Below are 20015 nucleotides of genomic sequence, written 5' to 3' on the forward strand. Positions count from 1 at the left end.
TTCTAACATGAAGCTTTGCGGGTTATGACCCACATAGTTGTTCGAACCTCCCGAGGTCACGGTCAATCTCCCGTCAAGACGAACTGGGTTACGTTCCGTAGGCGGCTCGGTGAATTGCGCGCAAATGATTTCAATCGGTAGCTACCATAGAAGCTGCATGAGGGAGCCGGTGATTTGGCTAAATTAGCCCACCGAACTGTTGGTGACGACCAGATGTCCATAGATTTTGTCGAACTTAATCGTTGGTTTGCTCCGATCAGCAAAGATCAGGAACTCAACCCTGAATATGGGGCGCATTGGGGCGCGCGGCTATCCGGCTGGCTGGATTGGTCGGGTCTGCTGCAACGGCGCCGTGTCGTTGTCCTCGCTGAAGCTGCCAGCGGCAAATCGGAGGAGTTTCGACACCAAACGCGCCAGCTATCTCTCCTGCGCAAGCCATCATTTTATCTGCGTATCGAGGAGCTCGCTGATCAAGGTTTTGAAGCTGCCCTTGGCTCAGGCGAGGCTCAAGCATATGAGGCATGGCGGACCGGCTCTATGGAGGGCTGGTTCTTTCTTGATTCAATTGACGAGGCGCGGCTCAATCGGAAGAGTTTCGAAAGTGCTCTCAAGCGGTTCGCACGGGAAAGCGGTCCCGCCCTTGAGCGCGCCAATATCTTCATCTCATGCAGGGTGACCGATTGGCGGAACAATGACGACCGCCGCGCAATCCGGGAGTGGCTGCCGGCGCACCGGAAGGCAGAGGCTGCGGTCGATAAGGACGACGAAGCCAAGCTGCTCGAACCGCTTTTCGATGAGCGCAAAACGACTGAGCAATGGCAGAAGCGGGAAACTGCGCCGCATGAGCTGCTTGTAGTGCAGATCGTGCCCCTTGATGCAAAACAATCGGCGGTGCTCGCGTCTGCGGCCGGCGTTGCAGATTCTGGGAAGTTTGCTACCGGAATTGTAAGAGCTGGGCTCGAAGCTTTCCGTCAGCGCCCCGGCGACGTTCTCGATCTCGCCTCTTATTGGAATGAACACAAAGCGTTTGGCAGCCTGGCTGCGATGGTTGACTATGGTATCGAAAGGAAGCTGGCAGAGCGCGATCCGCACCGCCCCGATAACGATGCACTGGCGCCGGCCAAGGCACGGCAGGGGACCGAGAGTTTGGCTGCGGCGCTGGCCCTTGGCAAAACCTTCACCTTGCGCGCACCGGGCGGGGAAACCGACCCAAGCCTGACAACCGGCGCCATAGAACCCGCGCGAATGCTCGACGAGTGGAGCGATGCGGAGCGTAATGCGCTCCTACGGCGGGGGATTTTTGCGCCTTCAACTTTCGGACGGGTACGTTTTCACCACAGGGGAACACAGGAGTATCTCACCGCGCGATGGCTAGACCGTCTACTGCAGGAAGGGTGTCCTCGCGCTGAGATTTGGGATGTGATTTTTGCCACGCGTTATGGCGTTGCGACAGTTGTGCCATCGCTGCGGCCGGCCGCCGCTTGGTTAGCATTGTGGCATGCCGACTTCCTCGATGAGATCATTCGCCGCGAGCCGATTGTTCTAATGCAACATGGCGACCCGCGCTCACTCGATATCGGCTCCCGTCGTAAGATCCTGGGGACTCTTGCGAAGCTGCACACCGAAGGGGAGATTCCCGACACCAGTTTGGATTCCCGCAACTTCGCCATGTTCGCCGATGCGCGTCTGGCTGCAGACATCATCAAGGCTTGGGAGGTAAACAGCCATGACGACTTTCGCTTTATTCTGCTGCGCTTGATAGGCGAGGGGGCGATCCCGGGGTGCGAGATGCTGCTGCGCGAAGTAGCGAGCAGTGAGGGGTCGAGAAGTTATCATCGCATCGTCGCCATCGAGGCGATGAAGGCCTGCGGCGATCGCGACGGATGCCGGGAGGCAGCGCATGACTCGCTGGCCAATCCTAGCGGGCTCAGTGCCTATATCGCCGCCGGCATCGCGCAGGCACTTTATCCAGAATTTCTCTCCACGATGGATTTGCTGCGGCTCGTCAAGGGATCAAGACCACCGCGCCCAAGTTCGACCGAAGGGTTCGCCTATGTAATCTCTGGACTCTACAACTTGGCGGCAACTCCGCAGGACCGAGCGAAAATTGTGGAGGGGATCGGTGACCTCTGCCTGGCGGCGCCGCTTGTCGATTCCTATCATCGTGTATCCGCCAAGTACGGCTACCTTGCTGACCACCTTCGGCCGATCGCCGCTGCCGAAATCAAAGCACTCGGCGATCATACACCCAGCCAGGCTCTTGTCCGGCTGCTTATGGCGATCGAGCGGGCCGAGCGGAGTTATTCCTTCGAAAAAGACGAGCCGCCGCTCCGGGAGCTAGTGCAAGCGAACGCGAGGCTGAATCGTGCTCTCTTGTGGGCAGATGTAGCCGACACCCGCTCGTTGCCTGCCGAGCGTCCGGTTAACCGCTACTGGCACATCTATTTTGGATCGGGCAATCAATTGTGGGGTGCATCGGAACGGGCACTCGATTGGCTGTTCGATGACGCCCTGACATTACCCGACATCGATGACCGACGCGTTGCGTTGAGCCTCATCGTCTCGCTGCTCAAGGATGCCGGACCGGCAACGGCAGAACAGGTGCGTCTGCGAGCGATAGCAGCGACGGCATCTGAGCTTGCAGAGGACCTATCCGCCTACAATACGCCACCGGTGGAACGGGACGAAGAACGAAAATACCGCGAGGAGCATGAAGCGTACAAACAGAAGCGAAACCAACAACAGGAAGATGCAAAGGCTTCTTGGGTGGAATTTGCGGCTGCCTTGCGAGCCGATCCGGGCGAGCTCTCCGAGCCGAAGAATTTGGTATCTTGGCAGGCTGGCATACACCGGCTCAAGCGCTTGACCCATTGGCTGCAACGAAAGACCGGACTTGCCGGCCACAATGCGCCGCGTGAGTGGCGCCTTTTGGTAGAAGGGTTTGGCCGTGAGGTCGCGGAAGCGTATCGCGATGGGATGATGGAGCTCTCGCGCATCGTCGATCCGAAACGTCCCCGACGGAAACCGGGAGGCGCCGTTACGCACAAATGGACGCAGATTCTTGCTTTCGCAGGCATTGGCGTTGCCGCGCGAGAGCAGCCCGATTGGCCATTGGCGGCTAGCTATGAGGACGTCAAGCGCCTTGCCCGGCATGCGTGCTTTGCTGAACAGGGATATCCGGAGTGGCTCGACAAGTTGATTTTCGCCCATCCGAAGATTGTGCTGCCTGTCATGGCGCGTCAGCTCGCCCGTGAATGGCGCTCGACCGAGCAAGGCAATACCGACTTTTTCCATCACCTTGGTTCGGCTGAGACGCTAATCTCCCAGCCACTCCAATCGTTGTTGCTCACAATCATCTCGCAACGCGAGGCTGGCCGCATCGACACTGTCGAGAGGGCGATAGCCATAGTTCGCAAGTTCACCCTAGATGACCGATCGCGTCTCGGCTTGGTAAAGTCGGCTAAGGCAAGGTTCGTTCTGAGCGTCTCCGTTGCGAATGATGATCTCGCTACGGCCAATCTTGGTCTCTTGTTTGCCATCGATCCGGACTGCGCCGCTGGCCGCCTCAGCGCTTGGATTGGGTCGGATCAACCTGGCTCAGGCGAAACACGCGTCGCGCGCGTTCTCGCAGCCTTGTTTGACGGTCACCATCGAGGACTAGCCGTTTGGGCACTCGATCGCGCCGACGTTTCCACGCTCGGCTGGCTGTTGAGGTTTTCCTATCTGCATATCCAGCCGAAGGATGACGTCCATCATGTTGGGACATTCTCGCCGGACCTGCGCGATAGTGCGGAGAGCGCCCGCAACACTATCCTGTCGAAATTGCTGGACCGCCCGGGACCTGATGCCTTTTGGCGCGTTCGACGTCTTCCTGAGGAGGATCCGGCTTTCGCGGATCGCACCGAGCGATTTCGTGAATTGGCACACGCAAAGGCGGAAAAGGACTGTGAGCCGCCTGCTTGGGACACTGTTGAAGTCCGGCAATTTGAGCGAGCGCACACAGCTCCCGTTAAGACGGGTGCCGACCTAATGCGCGTCGTAATGTCGGTTCTCGGTGAGATCTGCTTCCAATTGAAAAAAGGGGATGTCAGCTCGCGGCCTTTGCTGGAGCGGGCAAAGGACGAAGACGAAGCACGCAACTGGCTGACCGAACAACTGATGTTGCGGGCGAAGGGACGGTTTCATGCCTATCGAGAGGCGCAGGTCGCCCTAAGCGACCGGCCGGATATCGTCATCGCTTCAGCGTCCGCGCAATGCGAAGTCGCCATCGAAGTCAAGCATGGCGGTATGGGCTGGACGATGCGCCAGCTCGATCATGCCCTGCGTGTTCAACTCGCCGAGGACTACCTCAAGCCGGCCACACGTCGTCATGGGATCCTAGTCGTCACCAATCACTCATCGCGCATTTGGATCGACCCGCAAACGAATGAACGGCACGGTTTTGAGAGGTTGGTTTCGATACTCGCCGGAACGGCCATAGGCACCACTGAAAACAGCAGTGGCGCTATCGAGGTGGTGTGTGTGGGGGTGGATGCCACCGCGCCTCGATCAGATGGGCCAAGAGCGGTCGCTGAAGGTTTACACGCTTAGGTGTCGGGTAGCCGCCGCGCAACTTCCGGCGCATAGAAATAGCTGGCATTGCACTCGTTCCAACGACGCTCAGCATAAGCTCTCGCAAGGGATACCGTCCTTGTCGCGGTCCAGCTTGCCGCCCCCGGGGCAGTTGGCCAGATACCAGTTTGCCTCATCGCACGAACTGATTTGACGGCAGGTCCGCCGCGGCTGACAGGAATAGCTTTGCGCCACTTGGTTGTTGATGATCCCGAGAGGCTGGCTGATCGCTGGCGACTTGTCTGCATGCGCCGCACGCCACTCCCAAGGCGCCTGAAACGTTCCGGCCCACAAACCTACCTTGGCGGCTTTGGCTTGCGCCTGCTGCCCTGCATAGGCGCCGTGGCTGTAGCGCGGCCAATCCAGCGCCTGGCCGTGTTCGACCATCCAGCCGGCCACGCCGGTGCCGTCGGCGCGCCTGCAATCGCCTACAAAGCGGTGATAGCGGTCCCAAGTCACGAATGTGCAGTCGATCGGCCTCGAGGCGGCCATGAAGGCATCCAGCGCTTGGGCCGAACGCCGGCCACAGGGATAGTCGGCGCCGCTCGCGTTTTCACACAGCTGTCGGCTCTCGGGCGCGTCTATGCCGTTGAAGCGTATGCGCTGGCCGTGGATCTCGATCGTATCGCCGTCGATGACGGAGGCGACACCGGTAAGCGACGCTGCTTCCGCTAACGCTGCCTTTGGTGGGCTGACCACTGATGCATCGTCGCTGCGGTGCGCCCCCGTCGGCGCCAGGAAGGCAGCCACTGCCGCCACCGCCAACAGCCCGAGCATTGCAGGGACGCTCGCAAGTTGGGGCCGCCACAGCTTGGCGCCGGGAGACCTCCGCCACCGATTGGATCGATTCTTCCGGTTGGGCGTGCCCATCTGCTACGCCGACCAGCCCGGCCATGCGGTGTCGACCATTGGCATGCCAGCGCAGTAGCCGTCGTCAACGAACCGCCCTGTAGACCGGTCTCGGCATCGCCAAATCACACTGTAGTTCTGGCCGTAGAATTGGTCCCACGCCACGCCGTAGGCCTGGGGCCGAGGTACATAGTACCCGCCACCACCGTTGTTAGCCGCTACTCCGACGGCTACGCCACCTACAGCCGCGACCGCTATACCCGTTGCTACAGCATTGTCGGCCTGTACAAGCCTGGTGCACTTCTCAGCCGTTGCGCCCCGCCGTACCAGAAGCGCCGCTACTCGGCTTCGGTACTGTTCATCCGTGCTGCTGGCGAGGACATGACATAGCGCTACGGTATTCATTCCCGTGAGGTCGCTGTCGGAGACGACAGGGCTCGTAGAGCAGCCGCTAACGCACAGCGCTGCACTTGCGATGAGTGCTCCGATTTTCATTTGAATTCCCCCCAGGCAAATACTGGGGCGAATCCGACTTAAGAGTCCAGAGGTTTGTTTCCCGCTTTGCTGGGAGTTTGCATCCGATGCTGCGAAGGTGCTCGCTGCAAACTAACAATCTGGCCGCTGGTTCATCGGTGCTGGGGTGGTCTCGTCCACTCCAAACCAAATTGCCAGCTGACTCGCGCCGGCGGGCTTTTTTGCTTTGTGGTGCGGAACGTCCTGCCGCTGAGACTGTTGTGCGATACCCGCCACGTGCTCCCTCAGCGCGTTACGGTGACCAGGATGGCAAATCATGGTCGGCCCGCGCCGCCTTGACCGAACGCGCGGGCCACTCCTCTAGACAGTTCTAGGCGTCACGGCAGGGGGCGGTATCTCAGAATTCCTGCCGTGACCGAGAGGCAAATCCATAGGCCCTCGTCTATGTCGAGGGGCGTGGGCCAATTAGCTGAGCAGGCCGATAAGCCGTAAGGACTAGTTGCCCCAATGTGAGCTTCAGCTAATTTATCCTGCGACGAGAATACAAACCCCTCGTCAGCCTTTGATGACATTTTACGCCCGCTGGCTCCGGCCGGCGGGCATTTTCTTGTGCCTGACGGAACCGCCGAAGGATCAGCGGGGTTGGATTCATGCAGTGGCATGGAACGGCTTTCACGTCCACTGCAGATCGGACCTCCGTGGACGATCGGAGTCCCGCTGCCGTTTAACCCCTCAAGGTTCGGCAGCGGGCTTTTTATCTCGATGAAGCCGCGGTAATGCTCGCTGACGTGTTTTTTCTGTCATTGATCATTCAGTTCGTCGAAACCGCATGCTTTGCAGCGGTACGCATGGTTCGGCTCCTCTTCGGGACGGATCATCCTGACAGTGCCGCGTTCCACCCAACAGATTGGGCAAGAGAAATTGCCTCCGTAGTGCGGCCGGTACATTTTCAGGCGCCCGTCCGCAAGTTCTGCAGCCTTTAGTCGTTCGGACATCTCAGCCAGGCTTTTGTACGCTTCGGCGATTTGGTTTCGCAGGGTTTCCCGCTCGTTCGCTTGTGCGATCGCTTGTTCCTTCGCGCGAAGAGTGAGTTTTTTGGCAAACCGCTCCATCGGCTCGGCGCCGTGTCGCTTGCCCGGAACGGGCGGGCCGGGGTCTGATAGCCTCGTCATCGCTATCGAACAATTTCCAGTCGATTAAAATGTTCCGGAACTATCTCAGCGCATGCTAATTGAATCCGCCGGGCGTGGGTCAGTGCATGCGTTTGAAGTTCGTCGAGCCGTTGATGCCGACCCTGGTGGAGAAGCCTCCCGAGGGCGACGACTGGATTCACGAGGTCAAGTTCGACGGCTATCGATCGCAGATCGTGGTCGATGAAGAGGGCACGCGCATCTTCGCCGCCGCGGGCTAGACTGGACGTCGAAATATCGCGACCTGGCCTCTGCCAGCGCTGAGCTTGGCACCGAAAGCGCCATCATCGACGGTGAGATCATCGTGCTCAACGACAAGGGACTGTCCGACTTCGCGGCTTTGCGCAAGGCAATCACCCGCCGGCAGCACGACCTCTATTTCGTCGCCTTCGACCTGCTGCACCTGAACGGCCACGATCTGCGCGACATGGCGCTGGAGGAGCGGCGGGAGATTCTTGAAAGCATGATCCCTGCCGACATCCGCATTCAATTCAGCCAGGCGCTGCCGGGAGACGCGCAGAGCATCTTCCACCTTGTCGACCAAGCTGGGCTCGAAGGCGTCGTGTCGAAACGCAAGGACAGCAAATATCGCAGCGGGACGTCAACCAATTGGCTCAAGGCGAAGTGCCATGCGATCGGCGAGTTCGATCTGTTGGGAGTTGAGCGGGAGGCCGGCAAACCGGCGTTCGCTTTGCTGGCCGAACGCGGCACTGGTCGCTACGTCGGCTCCGCTTTCATCACCCTCAACCGAGATATGCGCGAACGGCTTTGGAAGCGGGTCCAGGAGCACGCCGGGCCAGCGCCCAAGGGCATGAAGCGGCCGGCGACGCAATGGGTGAAGCCGGGCATCGTCGGGCGCGTGAAGCACTTGCGGGGCGAGGAAGACTTGCGCCATGCTTCGCTCCACGACTTTCGTGAGGAAGATGATGGCCGTAGCTAAGAAGGACCAGGAGCGGGTGACCTACGCCTGGATGTATGGTGCGCAGGCTCGAAAGGACGGCAAAGAACGACAAGTGCCCGCCTATTGGGAAGAATACGCTGAGGCGTGGCTGCAGGGCTTGACGGCAACGTTGTCGGCGGCGCCACGAAGCCGGTTAATGAACAGTTGGAAGCCGAGCTTGATGAAGCGGCGGTGAGCAAAGCGCCTGATGCTGGAACATAACATGGTTGCCGCGCTTAAGCGTTTATGAGCACACGCGGAATCAACTTTCTCGACAAATGGATGGCGCAGCATCTGCCGAATGCCATCACCGACGATCCTGGCGCCATCACCGACCTTGCCGACCAAGCAATGAAGGCAGCTGAGAAGGAAGGCATCAGCGCCAACGAAATCAGCGACGAGGTCGGCAGCGCGTTCGAGGTCATCCTTGAGGCGATGCAAAACCGCGCCGGCAGCTTGGCAAACTAAATCTTATTCCATGTCGGGAACGTCGCCAGCGGTAAAGAGCAAGCTTGGCGGTCCGTAGTCGCCAAGGGCAGGGTCTGCCTCGCGGCTCCAGGCAATAACTCCAACGTGGCCAGAAGCCAGACCTTTGGCTGTCCGGATGGCGCGGTCCTCGCTCTGTTGATCTGTCGGACCATAGGCTGCGAACAGCTCGCCGTCGACCACGATCAAACGCAACGACCACGATTAATTTGGGTTTCTTTTGCTCGGGCAGGACGTGGTCGGACATATCAACTCCTATAGAAACCGTTCGCCATCACCGCGATGCGCCAGACAGAACCAGTGCGACGGCTGCCGCGCCCGTGCAAAGCCGAACCCACCCAACTTGCCGCAGCCAGGATGCTCGCAATCATGGTTTTCGACTCGCCGTCCCTCGCGCGGAACCGCTGTCATCCCTTCGACAAGCCGGCTCGGTTCGTCGCTCATAACGGGTTGATCGGCCCAACCAGGCCACGATGGTCATTGGGCAACTTATTGACGGCGCTCGTATTCACCTCACGACCAACTCGGTTGAATTGAAGCTGGCCGTCGATATCGTGACTGAGAATGTCCTTAAGGCTGTCCTTGGGCGTCGAAGGGTCGAGCCACGCGTCATAGTATGCCTGGTCGAGGATGAGAGGCTGTCGATCATGCAGTTGCTTCATAGGATCGCCTGCGGGCTCAGTGATGATGGTGCAACTGGTGATGTCGAGATTCGAATTGTAGGCCCAGAGACCGGCGAACGAGAATGGCGCGTGGCCCGGCTGGTAGATGTGCCAAGGGTCTTTCTTGCCGTCGGCCGGCGATATCGTCCACTCATAAAAACCATCTGCGGGTATCAGGCAGCGCTTCGACTTGAAGGCGTCGCGGAAGGCCGGCGCCGTATCGATGCCCTCAATTCTCGCATTGAACATCGCCGCTTTGGGCAATTCTTTCGCCCAGAAGGGGACCAACCACCAGCGCCCTTCGCGGAGCCTGTGGTTGCCATCCTCACCGGCGGTGACGAACGGCACATCCTGTGTCGGCGCGATGTTGTAGCGCGGCTCATCATTGCGACCAGTCTCTGCCGGCGCCGTCAGCCTGTATAGCCGGTGGATTTCCGACCACGACAGATATCTCGTATAGCGGCCGCACATGCTTTTGCCCCTAGGTTCTCAGCCAAGCCGCGCTAATTCATCGCCGCCGGCGCGACTTCGGGGTAAGCTATCTTAAATTCGCGCTCTATCTGGCCCTGAACGATCCTGGACAATTCCAATGCTTTCTCCTCGTCGGGCATGAGGCTGACGATCAGATCAGCAAGAACCCAGGCGCTCGCATACAGGGCACCGTCCGGCGTAAGCTTGTTTAAGAGCTTGCACGCCTTCTTGACCGCTTTCTCGATTTCCGGGCGGTCGCGTATGATGTTGGCGGTCAGCTCGTCTTGCCGTCCTTCGGACGTATAAAGCATTCCTATGCTCGATCTGATCAAGAAAAGGACCATGGCGAAGCGTTCACCGCGCTGGCCGGCGAAGCTATGGCAAAAACGGCAGACGACAATTTTCGGATTGAGGTATGGGACCGCGACGAGAAGACCTTGATTGAAACCATCTGCCGATCGCCGGACTTTACCGTCAGCCAAGCCGCATGGCACGCGGCGCTACGGCGCCGTCCTGGGATGCTGCTTATCCACTACAACAGCCGGCACATCATGGAGAAAATGCTGACGCCCGGCGAGCCGACTGTGGAGCCGCAGACCATCGTAGAGGGCAGCGTGCACGCCGGCCTTGACGTTTCCCTTGGCGATCTGCGGGAATGGCATGTGCTGCGTGCCTGGTGCACAAAATGCTCGCATCATGCCGAGGTGAAGCCTGCTGGGCTCATCCGACGATATGGCAAGGGCGCGCTTTTCAGTTCGGTCGAGAGAGCCTTGTTCTGCACCTACTGCGATCGGGGCGGACCCGTAAGGTTGGAGATCCACAAATTGCCGCGGAACTAGGCGGCCCTGCGCCAGACGTTATCGTTCGGCGGATCGGCGATGGCATTGGCAGATGTTGATCGGCTGAATAGAGCTCCGGCGGGCCAGGCGAACGATCAAAGCGGAAGAGGATCAGGCGCTGTGGATGTTCCCAAGGCTGGAGCGTATCATGCCGATGCAGCAAGCGATACAAACACATAGAGCGCCTCAATATTCGCGCAAGCCACAAGGTATATCTGTGTTTGCCAACAATAGAAGGACGATCCTATGGCCGAGACTTCTATCGAATGGACCGACGCGACGTGGAACCCAGTCGCGGGCTGCACGATCCTGACTGCTGGTTGCACGAATTGCTATGCGATGCGCATGGCCGCCCGGCTGGAAGCCATGGGCATGGAGAAATACCAAGGCCTGACCCGCAAAACGGGCGCGCGGGCGAAATGGACTGGCAAGGTCGTCACCGACCCGAAATCGCTGGCTGTCCCTGCCACGTGGTCGAAGCCCCGCCGCGTCTTCGTCAATTCTATGTCAGATCTGTTCCACATCGACGTGCCGGCCGACTTCATCCGCGATGTTTGGGCCGCGATGGAAGCAACCCCACGGCACACTTATCAAATCCTCACAAAGCGACCTGAGATCATGGCCGATGTCCTCACGCGTGGCGACTTTCCGATTTTGCCGAATGTGTGGCTTGGAGCCAGCGTCGAGGATAGCCGTGTGCTGGATCGCCTCGACGAGTTGCGCCGCGTTCCGGCGGCTATTCGTTTCGTCTCGCTCGAACCGCTGATCGGTTCGGTTGCTGGCGCCAACCTGACTGACATCCATTGGGCGATCGTCGGTGGCGAGTCAGGGCCGGGCGCTCGCGACATGGATCCACGCTGGGTCGATGAGATCGAGGTTATGTGCCGGCGTAGCGGAACCGCGTTTTTCTTCAAGCAGTGGGGAGGTCGTAACAAGAAGGCGACAGGCAGGACGCTCAACGGTCGAACCTATGACGAAATGCCAGGGTCGGGATACTGCGCGCAGATTTGAATACCGCACTAGAAAAATAATTTGTTGCGACCTATCGTTTGCCACTCGATCCGCTGATTATTGGCCCATCGGTGCGGGGGCAGCAACAAATGGAAGCAATATATGCAGGCCGTGAGCAAACCGCGGCGAAGCACTTTATCCTGCGAAAATACTTACAGTCCCTGGCCTTTAAGGTGCTTCTTGGTGGTTATCCAACGTTGACGTATGTCGACGGTTTTTCTGGACCATGGGAAGCCCGGACTACCGACTATTCCGACACATCATTCATGATCGCTATTTAAATGCTGAAGGATGCGCAGAAGCGCATCCGGGAGCAGACTGGGCAACAAAAAAACATCCGCTGCTTCTTTGTGGAAGCTGACCCGGTTGCTTTCGCGGAGCTTGATAAGGCCGTCGGGGCTTACCATAATCCGGTTGGCAGCTTTCACGTTCACACTTTTTGCGGCCGCTTTGAAGACTCGGTCGATGCGGTCAGCAAAGTCATAGGAACGTCTTTTGCTCTGACTTTTATCGACCCGACCGGATGGACCGGGTACGAATTCGACAAGGTCAGGCGGATAGTAGGTTACAAACCTGGTGAGGTCTTGCTCAACTTTATGTTCGACCACGTCAACCGGTTTACAGCTTGGGACGACCCCAAGATCGAGGCATCATTCGACGGCATCCTGGGCGCCGGTTGGAAGGCCCGGTTAGACCTCCTTTTACCTCGAGACATTGCCGTCCAATCGCTCTTTAGTCCGGAGTTCCGCAAAGCAGGCCAATTCCATCACGTCCTGCTAACGCCTATCGAAAAGTTGGCAGATCGTCCCTTTTTCTGCATCGCATACGGGACTCGCAAGGTCGAAGGGTTGGCGACCTATCGAGAGGTGGAGTTCGCAGCCCTCAAGGACCACGGACTGCGAAGGATTGGTGCGCGACAGGCAATTGAAACTGCAAAGACCGGGCAGATGGATATGCTAGCTGCAGCCGGCTTTAGCGGCCCGACAGCGGTTGAAACACAGATCCCGCTCATCAAGGCCGATGCTCGCCAGTGGCTCTTGGCTGAACTTAGGTCCAACAAGCGAGCGTTTTGCTTTGAGGAAGTTTGGCCGCCGATGATCGAGACGTTCATGTTGCGAAAGACAGATGCGGGACAGGTCTGTGTTGACCTGGCTAGCGAAGGACTCATCCGGGCTTCATGGCGGGAAAAAGGCTCGAAGCGCCGAACTCCAAACGACGGCGACACAATCGAATTGACAGCAAAGGGCGTCAACGCGGCTTAAGGCGAGCTCGCCCGGGGCAAGCTGGCAGCCGTTCCCAGCCTGAAATAGAAATCCTGCTGGCTGGCGAGGATGGCTATTTCACCACGCTCGTTTGCCCGATTGCTGTTGCCGGGTAGAGCCGACATCGCTCGGCACTACACGTCCCGCCGTAGCGACGAGCAAACAGCGCATAACAACCAAGTGGCTGCGTTTGCAGATCGTTAAACCTGATCTGTGGAAAACGGGAAGCGCCGTTCTTCGCGATGGAAGCGCCAGCCGGCATCGGCTTTGATCGCGCGATGGCATACCAATTATCCGATCTCGACCGCCTGAAGAGGGGCCTGGCGGCAAAGGACCGATTTCGAAAGGCCGGCCGGAGTGGCCCGACGATCTCGACCAAAAATGCTCGCCTCAGAAGCGGAGATCTTGGGGATCTATGCCAGGCGTTTTTGCTTCAAGTATCTCGTCTACAACTGTCGCCTTCCACACGCGGCCCAGCTGGACCCCTAGTGGATCGTCCCCGACGCGACCGGAGTATACTCCCAAGAAGATTTCGAAAGTGCCGAAAATATCATTGTCCTGCAGTGTGGGGCCGTCGTGCATATAGATTCCACTGTGACGAAGAATGACGGGTGAGCCCGACATGCCTAGCCGGGTGGCAGTGTCGATTAATAGAAGGGGGCGCTGATCGTGATCAAGTTCAGGCTCTGTCGCGATAGAGGCCCTTTTCCAGACCGGAGTTTTCCCTCGGCCTGACAGACCGAAGGGATAGCCGAGTACAAAGCAATCGTCTCCCACTGTCGCCGTATAGCCTTGGACGAAATCAATTGAGTTCAGGGACTTGTTCGCCATATCTGGCGGGAGAACCGGCAAAGCGATCGCCACGCAATCTACCAAATGACGATTTGGGTGTTCTAACCAAACCGGCTTGTTATTGTGATAGAGTGGGAATGTTTTCACCACATGCGCGATGATCTTCCCTCCCGCCATTGGGCGGTCAATGATCTTGAACCCGATTTCAATGTGGGTTGGAGAGAACCTTCCGATAGGCTGCCCGGTGTCGGGATGAAGGCCGGTCACGTTGTGCCAGTTCGTGATTAGGAACCAAGCGTCGTCACATTTCCAGAGAAATCCGGTGCCAACGGCTCGACCCACTTCGATCTCGTCGCCCATCCTAACAAGGGAAATTGGGCAAACGGTCAGGCTGGCTTCATGCATATTTGATTCCAATCACGTCGATATATAGGCACAGTTCTCTCCCCTGGCGGGGGGAGTCGCTTGCTGCCTGACGACGAGCCTCGCCGTCGAAAGGAGGCGGCGGCCCCCGCAGTCTTAATCACTCCACTGAATTTTGCTCCCGTGTAGGTGCTGAGTGTCGGCCGCGAACTGTAGCGTTGCCGCGAGCGAACTTGCCTCGACGACCGGCGCCACTCTGGCGATCAGAGCGTCGATGGCGGGAATACAAAGCGAGGGGCTAGGGATCGTTAGGATGTAATCAGTGGGGTAGCGAAGATCGTAATCTTTGTTGACGTGCGCAAGCTGATTTGCCAGCGGTTTTGTCAGTTGATGCGCAGCGGTAAGGCCTCTCTTCTCACACTCGGAAAAGATAAGTCCGACGTCATGGCGGAGCGGCTCTCTCCCCAAGGCCTTCTTCGGCGCTCCCTTCGCGACCAGATATGATTTCAGGACGACCTCAACGGCATGCGCAAGCAGGAAGTAGGTCGGATAGCTCAGGTCGGGCTCATTATGCCCAGCTACAATCTGGAACGCCTGGTAGTAGGATTTTCCCCGCTTCAGCAGTTAGCCTGCAAGATTTCCCAATGCTGGGGCATTTCCCACAAATGCTCTGAAATCTTTTTCAGTCCGATGTCTGGCGTTTGCTTCACGCAATCCCCTTACCTATTTCGGGCCGGCAGCTTTCCCTGGACAGCCGCAGCCTGTTCGGGATGGATATAGATTGACGACACCAGCCACTCGGTAAGGTCCATCATCGCGTTCAACTGAGAAACCGTCGGTTTCCATGCTCGATGCATCGCCGCGTTTCCGGCTTCTATCAATGTTCCACGGAAAAACGCTTCAGAAGCCGAAGGGATGAAGCCGGCGGCGATGAAGGCATCGACGTTCTTGCCAAGCGTTCCTTGATCCTGGACTTTGTCGATCATGATCGTTTCAATCAAGCTTCGGATTGCCATGGCCGCAGACCGACGCGCATCGTTCTGCAGCGCGACGTAGATCTCGGTCAACAGCTCCTCCACAACGGTGGACACGCCTGATTTAAAAGCGAGATCGAGCATCCACTGAGGCCGTCGACGAGACAATGCAGGCGGATAGAGCCGAACCGTTGGCTCGTCATCTGGGTAATTTTCCGAGAACCAGCTCTCGTGGCGCAGCTGGACCTCGTCGCAGCCAGCACACTTCAGCATGTAGTAAGTGTCGCTGCCGGAAATTGAATTCCGACCTCCATCCACATCTTCCACCCAACTCGAGTGTTCGCGATGCAGAACCAGGTGATTCCGCTCGCCTCCGCACTTGTTGCAATGCGATTTGACGATCGACGAACTCATGGATTGCAGGCCTAGATGGAAAGGCGTGAGTTTGATAGCGCTCGGCGAGTCTGTAGACATGCTGTAGATCGGCGATTTTCTGACGATCCACCGAAATTCTCAAAGCCTTGAAAAGATTGGCTCCCCGGGCCGGATTCGAACCAGCGACCAACCGGTTAACAGCCGGTTGCTCTACCACTGAGCTACCGGGGAACAGAGGCTCTTGCGTGAGTGGGGCAGCCTATAGCAAACCCGTTTCGGCTTTGCAAAGAAGCATTTCGCATTTTTTCGATGCTTTTTGGCGCAGGGCTTGCTGGCAATGGCCGGCGAGCGCCCTCATATGAGCTATCTCTCGCATGTCACGGAACAGAAAAGGCCGTTGCGGCTTTCTCCGGCTGACGGTGCTACTGATGCAAACGGATCGACATTTCACATGACGGCAACGAGCGACGAACAGCCACCGGCCCGGAAAATCTCGGTCTTCGGCCGCCAGTTCACCATGCCGCGCTCGCGCGGCCTCAGGATTGCGATCGGCGTCGTGCTGATCATCGGCGGCATTCTCGGCTTCCTGCCGATCCTGGGTTTCTGGATGGTACCGATCGGACTGCTGGTGCTCTCCTACGAATTTGCCCTGGTGCGTCGTCATCGGCGCCGCTTCGTCGTCTGGTGGGAGCGACGGCGCCGGCCTGACTGAGATTGCCCCGCTGACGGCCGCCAGCCTGCCATATGTCGGCGAGCGGCGTCGTCCGCCCATACGTTTACCGAGGTTGGTCGAAGCAGCTCTCCAGACGTTCGCAAAGCTCCTTGAGAACGGCGGTAGCCGATGCCAGCCGCGCCCGGTCGCGCGGCGGCAGGGTGTTTGCGCCTTCTATGCTGAGGCGGTCGATGGCATAGCGCACAAGCTCTGCAGACTGCGACAATCCGCGCGACGTGCCGTCCTTCGTAGCTGCTCGACGCATGGCGGAGCCTCCTCTTTGCCCAACGTGGCCGCCGGTTTCGGGTTCCCGTCGCCCAGAATCATGCTTAACGATAAGCTAATATGTTATTGCTAAGATGGGCATTGCGTTGATAAGGCAGGGCATGGAAGGTCGAGGAACCGTTGGGAATGCATGGTGGCCGCTTGACGGCATTTTCGCCGCAACCTATTGGAGCCGGGTGGAACGCTGGGAGCAATGAGGCCTCGTGGCGGAGTGGTTACGCAGAGGACTGCAAATCCTTGCACCCCGGTTCGATTCCGGGCGAGGCCTCCAATGCCCGAGCTCCCGCGCGTCAGCGCCAGGGGGCTTCAGTTCCGGTCGAAACAGCCGCGGCCTTTGCGCGGCAAGCGGATGGTTGGAACATGAGCGCTGATTTTGCCGAACGCCGGGTGAAGATGGTCGACGGCCAGATCCGCACCACCGACGTGACCAGCGCGCCGTTGCTCGAGGCGATGCTTGTGGTGCCGCGCGAGGCCTTTGTTGCCCCCGGCCAGCGCGATCTTGCCTATATCGACGAGGACATCCGCATTGCCGATACGGCCGATGGCCCGCGCTATCTGATGGAACCGTCGCCATTGGCCAAGCTGATGCAGCTGGCCGATATCGGCCCAAGCGATTCGGCACTCGATGTCGGCTGCGGCACCGGCTATGCGGCGGCGATCCTGTCGCGGCTGGCAAGGTCCGTGGTGGCGCTGGAAAGCGATCCGGCGCTGGCCGAGACCGCCACTTCGACGCTTGCGGCGCTGGGTTGCGGCAATGTCACGGTGGTCCACGGGCCGCTGCCGCAAGGCCACGCAGAGAAGTCGCCTTACGACGTCATCCTGATCGGCGGCAGCGTCGGCGAGGTGCCGGCGGCGCTGTTCGACCAGCTTGCCGAAGGCGGCCGACTCGTCGCCGTTGAAGGGCAGGGCAATTCGGGCGTAGCCCGGCTTTTTTTTAAGACTGGAGGGGTTGTAACGGGAAGACGCGCATTTAATGCGGCAATTAAGCCACTACCGGGATTCGAACGCATTCCCGCCTTCGAATTCTGAGTGATTTTGCCTTGCAGCGAAGGCGCTGTCATGATCGCTTGCGTTTGAACAATCGTTGCTGATCTGCATAACCGGGTGTTTCTTGGGGGCTTTCAGCGGGGGAACGATAAAAAACGCGGCGCCGGCTGATCAGAAGGAGAAGCCAGCGTGGCGCAGTTCCCGTGCAAAACGAATGAGGGAATATAACGTGCCGTCTGTACGCAAGTTGCTTTTTACCGCTGTCCTCGTTTCGGCGACCGCGCTTTCTCCAATGGCCGCCTCGGCCGAAACCATTCTCGGGGCACTTTCAAAGGCCTATCAGAACAATTCCTCTCTCAATTCTTCACGCGCCGGCGTTCGCGTCACCGACGAGGGCGTTGCCATCGCCAAGTCCGGCTGGCGCCCGACCATCACCGGTTCCGGAAGTATTGATTATACCGCCAGCCACAGCAACCTGTTGCACCGAAACATCTCGTTGACCACCGGCAACTTTGGCGTCGAGATCGACCAGACGCTGTTTGACGGTTTTCAGACCAGGAACAATGTGGCGGCCGCCGAATCGCGGGTCCGCGCTTCGTTCGAAAGCCTGCGCAACGCCGAAGAAAACACTCTTTTCAACGCGGCAAGCGCCTATATGGACGTCATCCGCGACCGTCAGGTCGCCGTGCTGACCGAACAGAACCTGCAATTCCTGACCGAGCAGGCGCGTGCGGCGCGTTCGCGCTTCGAGGTCGGCGAAGGTACGCGCACCGACGTCGCGCAAGCCGACGCCCAGCGTGCCTCCGCGGTGGCGCAGTTGAGCGCCGCCCGCGCCACGGCGCTGGCAAGCGCCGCGACCTATCGCCAGATCGTCGGCGACGAGCCGGGCAGGCTCAGGCCGGCTTCGCCGGTGTCGAAGCTGTTGCCGTCGAGCCTCGATGCAGCGATCGCGATCGCATCGGCCGAGCATCCGGCCATCCTCGCCACCGCGCATCTGGTCGACGCGGCGGCGTTTTCGGTGAAGTCTGCCGAAGGCGCGCTGCTGCCGCAACTCTCGGCGTCGGCGGGTGTTTCGAGCGCCTATCGCGGCACCGCGCCCGGCTCGCTCTCCTCGACACAGGATGGCGTAACCAATTCGGCGAACATCGGTGCGACATTGACGATACCGATCTATTCCGGCGGCCGGACCTCGGCATTGGTTCGCCAATCAAAGGAATCACTTAGCCAGGCCCGTATCGAGGTCGATGTCAGCCGCGACACCGTGCGCCAGGCGGTGACCTCGGCATGGTCGCAATACACCGCCGCGCAGCAAAGCGTCACGGCCAACCGGCAGGTGGTCGCCGCCGCGCAGCTTGCCCTGAACGGCGTCATCGAAGAGCGCAATGTCGGCCAGCGCACCACGCTCGACGTGCTCAACGCGCAGGCGACCCTCATCACCGCCAAGATCAATCTTGTCAGCGCCGAACGCGACGTGGTGGTGGCGAGCTATGCCATCCTCTCGGCGGTTGGCCATTTGTCGGCAGACCGCCTTGCGCTCAACGTGACGAAGTACAGGCCCGAAGAGCATTACAACGCCGTCAAGGACAAGTGGATCGGTCTGCGCACGCCGGACGGCCGCTGATCGCCAGGCCGTGTTTTCAGTCCGCGCTCGAACGACGCGCGGGCTTTCAACTCCCGACCCTAATCTGTTGAAATCCGAGATGTCGCCAGATTGGGGATTCTCGCAAGCCGTTCCGTCGGTTACGCTGTTGCCATGATTCGAATCCGGCATTGCCGGACAGGAAATCTGGGAACGAGTCACAAGGGCGGCGGATGTGACGATGGCGACGGCAAGCAGCGTACAGCGCGAACCTTCCATGGAAGAAATACTAGCTTCCATCAGAAGGATCATCGAGGACAGCGATACCGGCCGCAAGCAGCCGGGCGACGCCGACGAGCTGCGCCAGGATCTGCAACCGGCGCCGGCAGCCGGACGGGCAGCGGAGGGGGATGCGTTCCGCTCCGAACTGCGCGGCGGGCTGGAGATCGCCAAGCCGGCCACGCGCGCCGAGGTGCAGCCAACGGCCGCGCCGGTCATTGAGCCCCTGGAAACGCCGCTGCGCGCCGGCCCGGAAAAGGCAGCGGTGACGCTGGCTGAGGTGAACACCGCTCCCGCAAAGCCGGATCGGCCTGCGACAGCCAAGGCTGCCGAGACGACCGACACCATCATCGCCGATTGGCGGCGCGAGATCGCGGCGGTCGGCGACGCGATGGCCAAGCCGGAGCGCGCCGAGCCACGCCGGACGCCGGACGCCGAGCCGAAAGCCGAGGTTTTCGAGAACGAGGCGACTGCTGAACCTGTGCCGGAGCCTTCGGAAATTGGGCCGGAGCCTTCGGAAAGCGGCCCGGAACGTTCTAAAATCGGCCCGGAATCTTCTAGAATCGGATTGGCGCGTCCGGCGGCCAGCGAGGCGCCGTCCCTTCGGCCGGCGATCCTTTCGGAGCATACGGGCCGGCAGGTTGCCGCCGCCTTCGGTGAGCTTTCAGACGCGTTTGCCAGCCGCAGCAAGAAGACCTTCGACGAGATGGCCGAGGAGATGCTGCGGCCGATGCTGCAGGACTGGCTGGACAACAACCTGCCGACGCTGGTCGAGCGGCTGGTGCGCGAGGAAATCGAGCGCGTCGCGCGCGGCGCGCAGTAGCAATTCGGAGAGCCGCCAATGGGCGGCGCTCGACCGGCGAATTGTCGAAGT

General features: G+C 59.4%; 17 protein-coding genes, 2 tRNA genes and 2 pseudogenes. 12 read left to right on the forward strand and 9 right to left on the reverse strand.

From position 1 onward, the window contains the following. Nucleotides 1–174: 174 nt before the first annotated feature. Nucleotides 175–4590 carry an NACHT domain-containing protein gene (locus tag NKH04_RS21520; protein WP_353044917.1) on the forward strand — a complete coding sequence of 1472 codons (4416 nt, stop codon included), beginning with the start codon at nucleotides 175–177 and terminating at the stop codon, nucleotides 4588–4590. Nucleotides 4591–4659: 69 nt separating this feature from the next. Here the strand turns inward: NKH04_RS21520 and NKH04_RS21525 are convergent, their stop codons facing one another. Then, nucleotides 4660–5388: an excalibur calcium-binding domain-containing protein gene (locus NKH04_RS21525; protein WP_353044918.1), complete on the reverse strand. Its 729-nt coding sequence runs from the start codon at nucleotides 5386–5388 to the stop codon at nucleotides 4660–4662. 1346 nt (nucleotides 5389–6734) lie between these two features. Beyond that, nucleotides 6735–7046: a hypothetical protein gene (locus NKH04_RS21530; RefSeq protein WP_353044919.1), complete on the reverse strand. Its 312-nt coding sequence runs from the start codon at nucleotides 7044–7046 to the stop codon at nucleotides 6735–6737. A 146-nt stretch (nucleotides 7047–7192) separates the two neighbouring features. On the opposite strand from NKH04_RS21530, the pseudogene NKH04_RS21535 reads away from it, so the two are divergent. Both NKH04_RS21535 and NKH04_RS21540 read left to right on the forward strand, forming a co-directional pair. Next, nucleotides 7193–8064: pseudogene (locus tag NKH04_RS21535) on the forward strand (ATP-dependent DNA ligase). A 246-nt stretch (nucleotides 8065–8310) separates the two neighbouring features. Next, entirely contained in the window at nucleotides 8311–8532 is a 222-nt protein-coding gene (locus NKH04_RS21540) for a hypothetical protein (protein ID WP_353044920.1), read from the forward strand. A gap of 3 nt (nucleotides 8533–8535) precedes the next feature. On the opposite strand, the pseudogene NKH04_RS21545 reads toward NKH04_RS21540, so the two are convergent. The 3 genes and pseudogenes from NKH04_RS21545 to NKH04_RS21555 form a co-directional block, all read right to left on the reverse strand. After that, nucleotides 8536–8797 (reverse strand): annotated as a pseudogene (locus NKH04_RS21545) (hypothetical protein). A 193-nt stretch (nucleotides 8798–8990) separates the two neighbouring features. Then, the gene (locus NKH04_RS21550) at nucleotides 8991–9683 is read right to left on the reverse strand and encodes an SOS response-associated peptidase (protein ID WP_353044921.1); all 693 of its coding nucleotides are present in this window, start codon (nucleotides 9681–9683) and stop codon (nucleotides 8991–8993) included. A 32-nt stretch (nucleotides 9684–9715) separates the two neighbouring features. Then, on the reverse strand, nucleotides 9716–9994 hold the full coding sequence (locus NKH04_RS21555) for a hypothetical protein (protein ID WP_353044922.1): 279 nt from the start codon (nucleotides 9992–9994) through the stop codon (nucleotides 9716–9718). Here NKH04_RS21555 and NKH04_RS21560 point away from each other — a divergent pair. From NKH04_RS21560 to tcmP, 4 genes are all read left to right on the forward strand, one after another. Next, entirely contained in the window at nucleotides 9968–10522 is a 555-nt protein-coding gene (locus NKH04_RS21560) for a hypothetical protein (protein ID WP_353044923.1), read from the forward strand. The genes NKH04_RS21555 and NKH04_RS21560 overlap by 27 nt on opposite strands. A 246-nt stretch (nucleotides 10523–10768) precedes the next feature. Continuing rightward, complete coding sequence (locus NKH04_RS21565; RefSeq protein WP_353044924.1) at nucleotides 10769–11533, forward strand: DUF5131 family protein; 765 nt, start codon at nucleotides 10769–10771, stop codon at nucleotides 11531–11533. 38 nt (nucleotides 11534–11571) lie between these two features. Further along, entirely contained in the window at nucleotides 11572–11814 is a 243-nt protein-coding gene (locus NKH04_RS21570; protein ID WP_353044925.1) for a class I SAM-dependent methyltransferase, read from the forward strand. Further along, nucleotides 11815–12795, forward strand: coding sequence for a three-Cys-motif partner protein TcmP (gene tcmP / locus NKH04_RS21575; protein ID WP_353044926.1), 981 nt, complete (start codon nucleotides 11815–11817; stop codon nucleotides 12793–12795). Nucleotides 12796–13185: 390 nt separating this feature from the next. Here the strand turns inward: tcmP and NKH04_RS21580 are convergent, their stop codons facing one another. From NKH04_RS21580 to NKH04_RS21590, 3 genes are all read right to left on the reverse strand, one after another. Further along, nucleotides 13186–13992, reverse strand: a complete 807-nt coding sequence (locus tag NKH04_RS21580; RefSeq protein WP_353044927.1) for a trypsin-like peptidase domain-containing protein — start codon at nucleotides 13990–13992, stop codon at nucleotides 13186–13188. A gap of 677 nt (nucleotides 13993–14669) precedes the next feature. Next, entirely contained in the window at nucleotides 14670–15338 is a 669-nt protein-coding gene (locus tag NKH04_RS21585; protein ID WP_353044928.1) for a DUF4145 domain-containing protein, read from the reverse strand. A gap of 117 nt (nucleotides 15339–15455) precedes the next feature. After that, nucleotides 15456–15530 (reverse strand) — tRNA-Asn (locus NKH04_RS21590). Nucleotides 15531–15750: 220 nt separating this feature from the next. Between NKH04_RS21590 and NKH04_RS21595 the strand changes: the two genes are divergently transcribed. Then, nucleotides 15751–16011 (forward strand): hypothetical protein, encoded by a 261-nt coding sequence (locus tag NKH04_RS21595; protein ID WP_352919039.1) that lies wholly within the window; start codon nucleotides 15751–15753, stop codon nucleotides 16009–16011. Between the two features lie 64 nt (nucleotides 16012–16075). On the opposite strand, the gene NKH04_RS21600 is transcribed toward NKH04_RS21595, so the two are convergent. Continuing rightward, entirely contained in the window at nucleotides 16076–16276 is a 201-nt protein-coding gene (locus NKH04_RS21600; protein WP_352451402.1) for a hypothetical protein, read from the reverse strand. A gap of 217 nt (nucleotides 16277–16493) precedes the next feature. Here NKH04_RS21600 and NKH04_RS21605 point away from each other — a divergent pair. The 4 genes from NKH04_RS21605 to NKH04_RS21620 all read left to right on the forward strand — a co-directional run bounded on the left by NKH04_RS21605 (nucleotide 16494) and on the right by NKH04_RS21620 (nucleotide 19964). Continuing rightward, nucleotides 16494–16567: transfer RNA gene (locus NKH04_RS21605), tRNA-Cys, on the forward strand. A gap of 89 nt (nucleotides 16568–16656) precedes the next feature. Further along, nucleotides 16657–17325 (forward strand): protein-L-isoaspartate O-methyltransferase family protein, encoded by a 669-nt coding sequence (locus tag NKH04_RS21610; RefSeq protein ID WP_352771452.1) that lies wholly within the window; start codon nucleotides 16657–16659, stop codon nucleotides 17323–17325. Nucleotides 17326–17512: 187 nt separating this feature from the next. Continuing rightward, complete coding sequence (locus NKH04_RS21615; protein ID WP_352470406.1) at nucleotides 17513–18904, forward strand: TolC family outer membrane protein; 1392 nt, start codon at nucleotides 17513–17515, stop codon at nucleotides 18902–18904. 199 nt (nucleotides 18905–19103) lie between these two features. Then, a complete protein-coding gene (locus NKH04_RS21620; RefSeq protein ID WP_352685024.1) occupies nucleotides 19104–19964 on the forward strand; it encodes a DUF2497 domain-containing protein in 861 nt (286 codons plus the stop codon). Nucleotides 19965–20015 lie beyond the last annotated feature (51 nt).

It is taken from the genome of Mesorhizobium sp. M1365, assembly GCF_040317865.1.
Classification (GTDB): domain Bacteria; phylum Pseudomonadota; class Alphaproteobacteria; order Rhizobiales; family Rhizobiaceae; genus Mesorhizobium.

Excerpts from the sequence above, each read along its gene's own strand:
- NKH04_RS21550 (WP_353044921.1), bottom strand. The coding sequence starts at position 9,683 with ATGTGCGGCCGCTATACGAGATATCTGTCGTGGTCGGAAATCCACCGG.
- NKH04_RS21540 (WP_353044920.1), top strand. The coding sequence starts at position 8,311 with ATGAGCACACGCGGAATCAACTTTCTCGACAAATGGATGGCGCAGCAT.
- NKH04_RS21565 (WP_353044924.1), top strand. The coding sequence starts at position 10,769 with ATGGCCGAGACTTCTATCGAATGGACCGACGCGACGTGGAACCCAGTC.
- NKH04_RS21610 (WP_352771452.1), top strand. The coding sequence starts at position 16,657 with ATGAGCGCTGATTTTGCCGAACGCCGGGTGAAGATGGTCGACGGCCAG.
- NKH04_RS21555 (WP_353044922.1), bottom strand. The coding sequence starts at position 9,994 with ATGCTTTATACGTCCGAAGGACGGCAAGACGAGCTGACCGCCAACATC.
- tcmP (WP_353044926.1), top strand. The coding sequence starts at position 11,815 with ATGCTGAAGGATGCGCAGAAGCGCATCCGGGAGCAGACTGGGCAACAA.
- NKH04_RS21530 (WP_353044919.1), bottom strand. The coding sequence starts at position 7,046 with ATGGAGCGGTTTGCCAAAAAACTCACTCTTCGCGCGAAGGAACAAGCG.
- NKH04_RS21620 (WP_352685024.1), top strand. The coding sequence starts at position 19,104 with ATGGCGACGGCAAGCAGCGTACAGCGCGAACCTTCCATGGAAGAAATA.
- NKH04_RS21595 (WP_352919039.1), top strand. The coding sequence starts at position 15,751 with ATGACGGCAACGAGCGACGAACAGCCACCGGCCCGGAAAATCTCGGTC.
- NKH04_RS21585 (WP_353044928.1), bottom strand. The coding sequence starts at position 15,338 with ATGAGTTCGTCGATCGTCAAATCGCATTGCAACAAGTGCGGAGGCGAG.
- NKH04_RS21580 (WP_353044927.1), bottom strand. The coding sequence starts at position 13,992 with ATGCATGAAGCCAGCCTGACCGTTTGCCCAATTTCCCTTGTTAGGATG.
- NKH04_RS21525 (WP_353044918.1), bottom strand. The coding sequence starts at position 5,388 with ATGCTCGGGCTGTTGGCGGTGGCGGCAGTGGCTGCCTTCCTGGCGCCG.
- NKH04_RS21600 (WP_352451402.1), bottom strand. The coding sequence starts at position 16,276 with ATGCGTCGAGCAGCTACGAAGGACGGCACGTCGCGCGGATTGTCGCAG.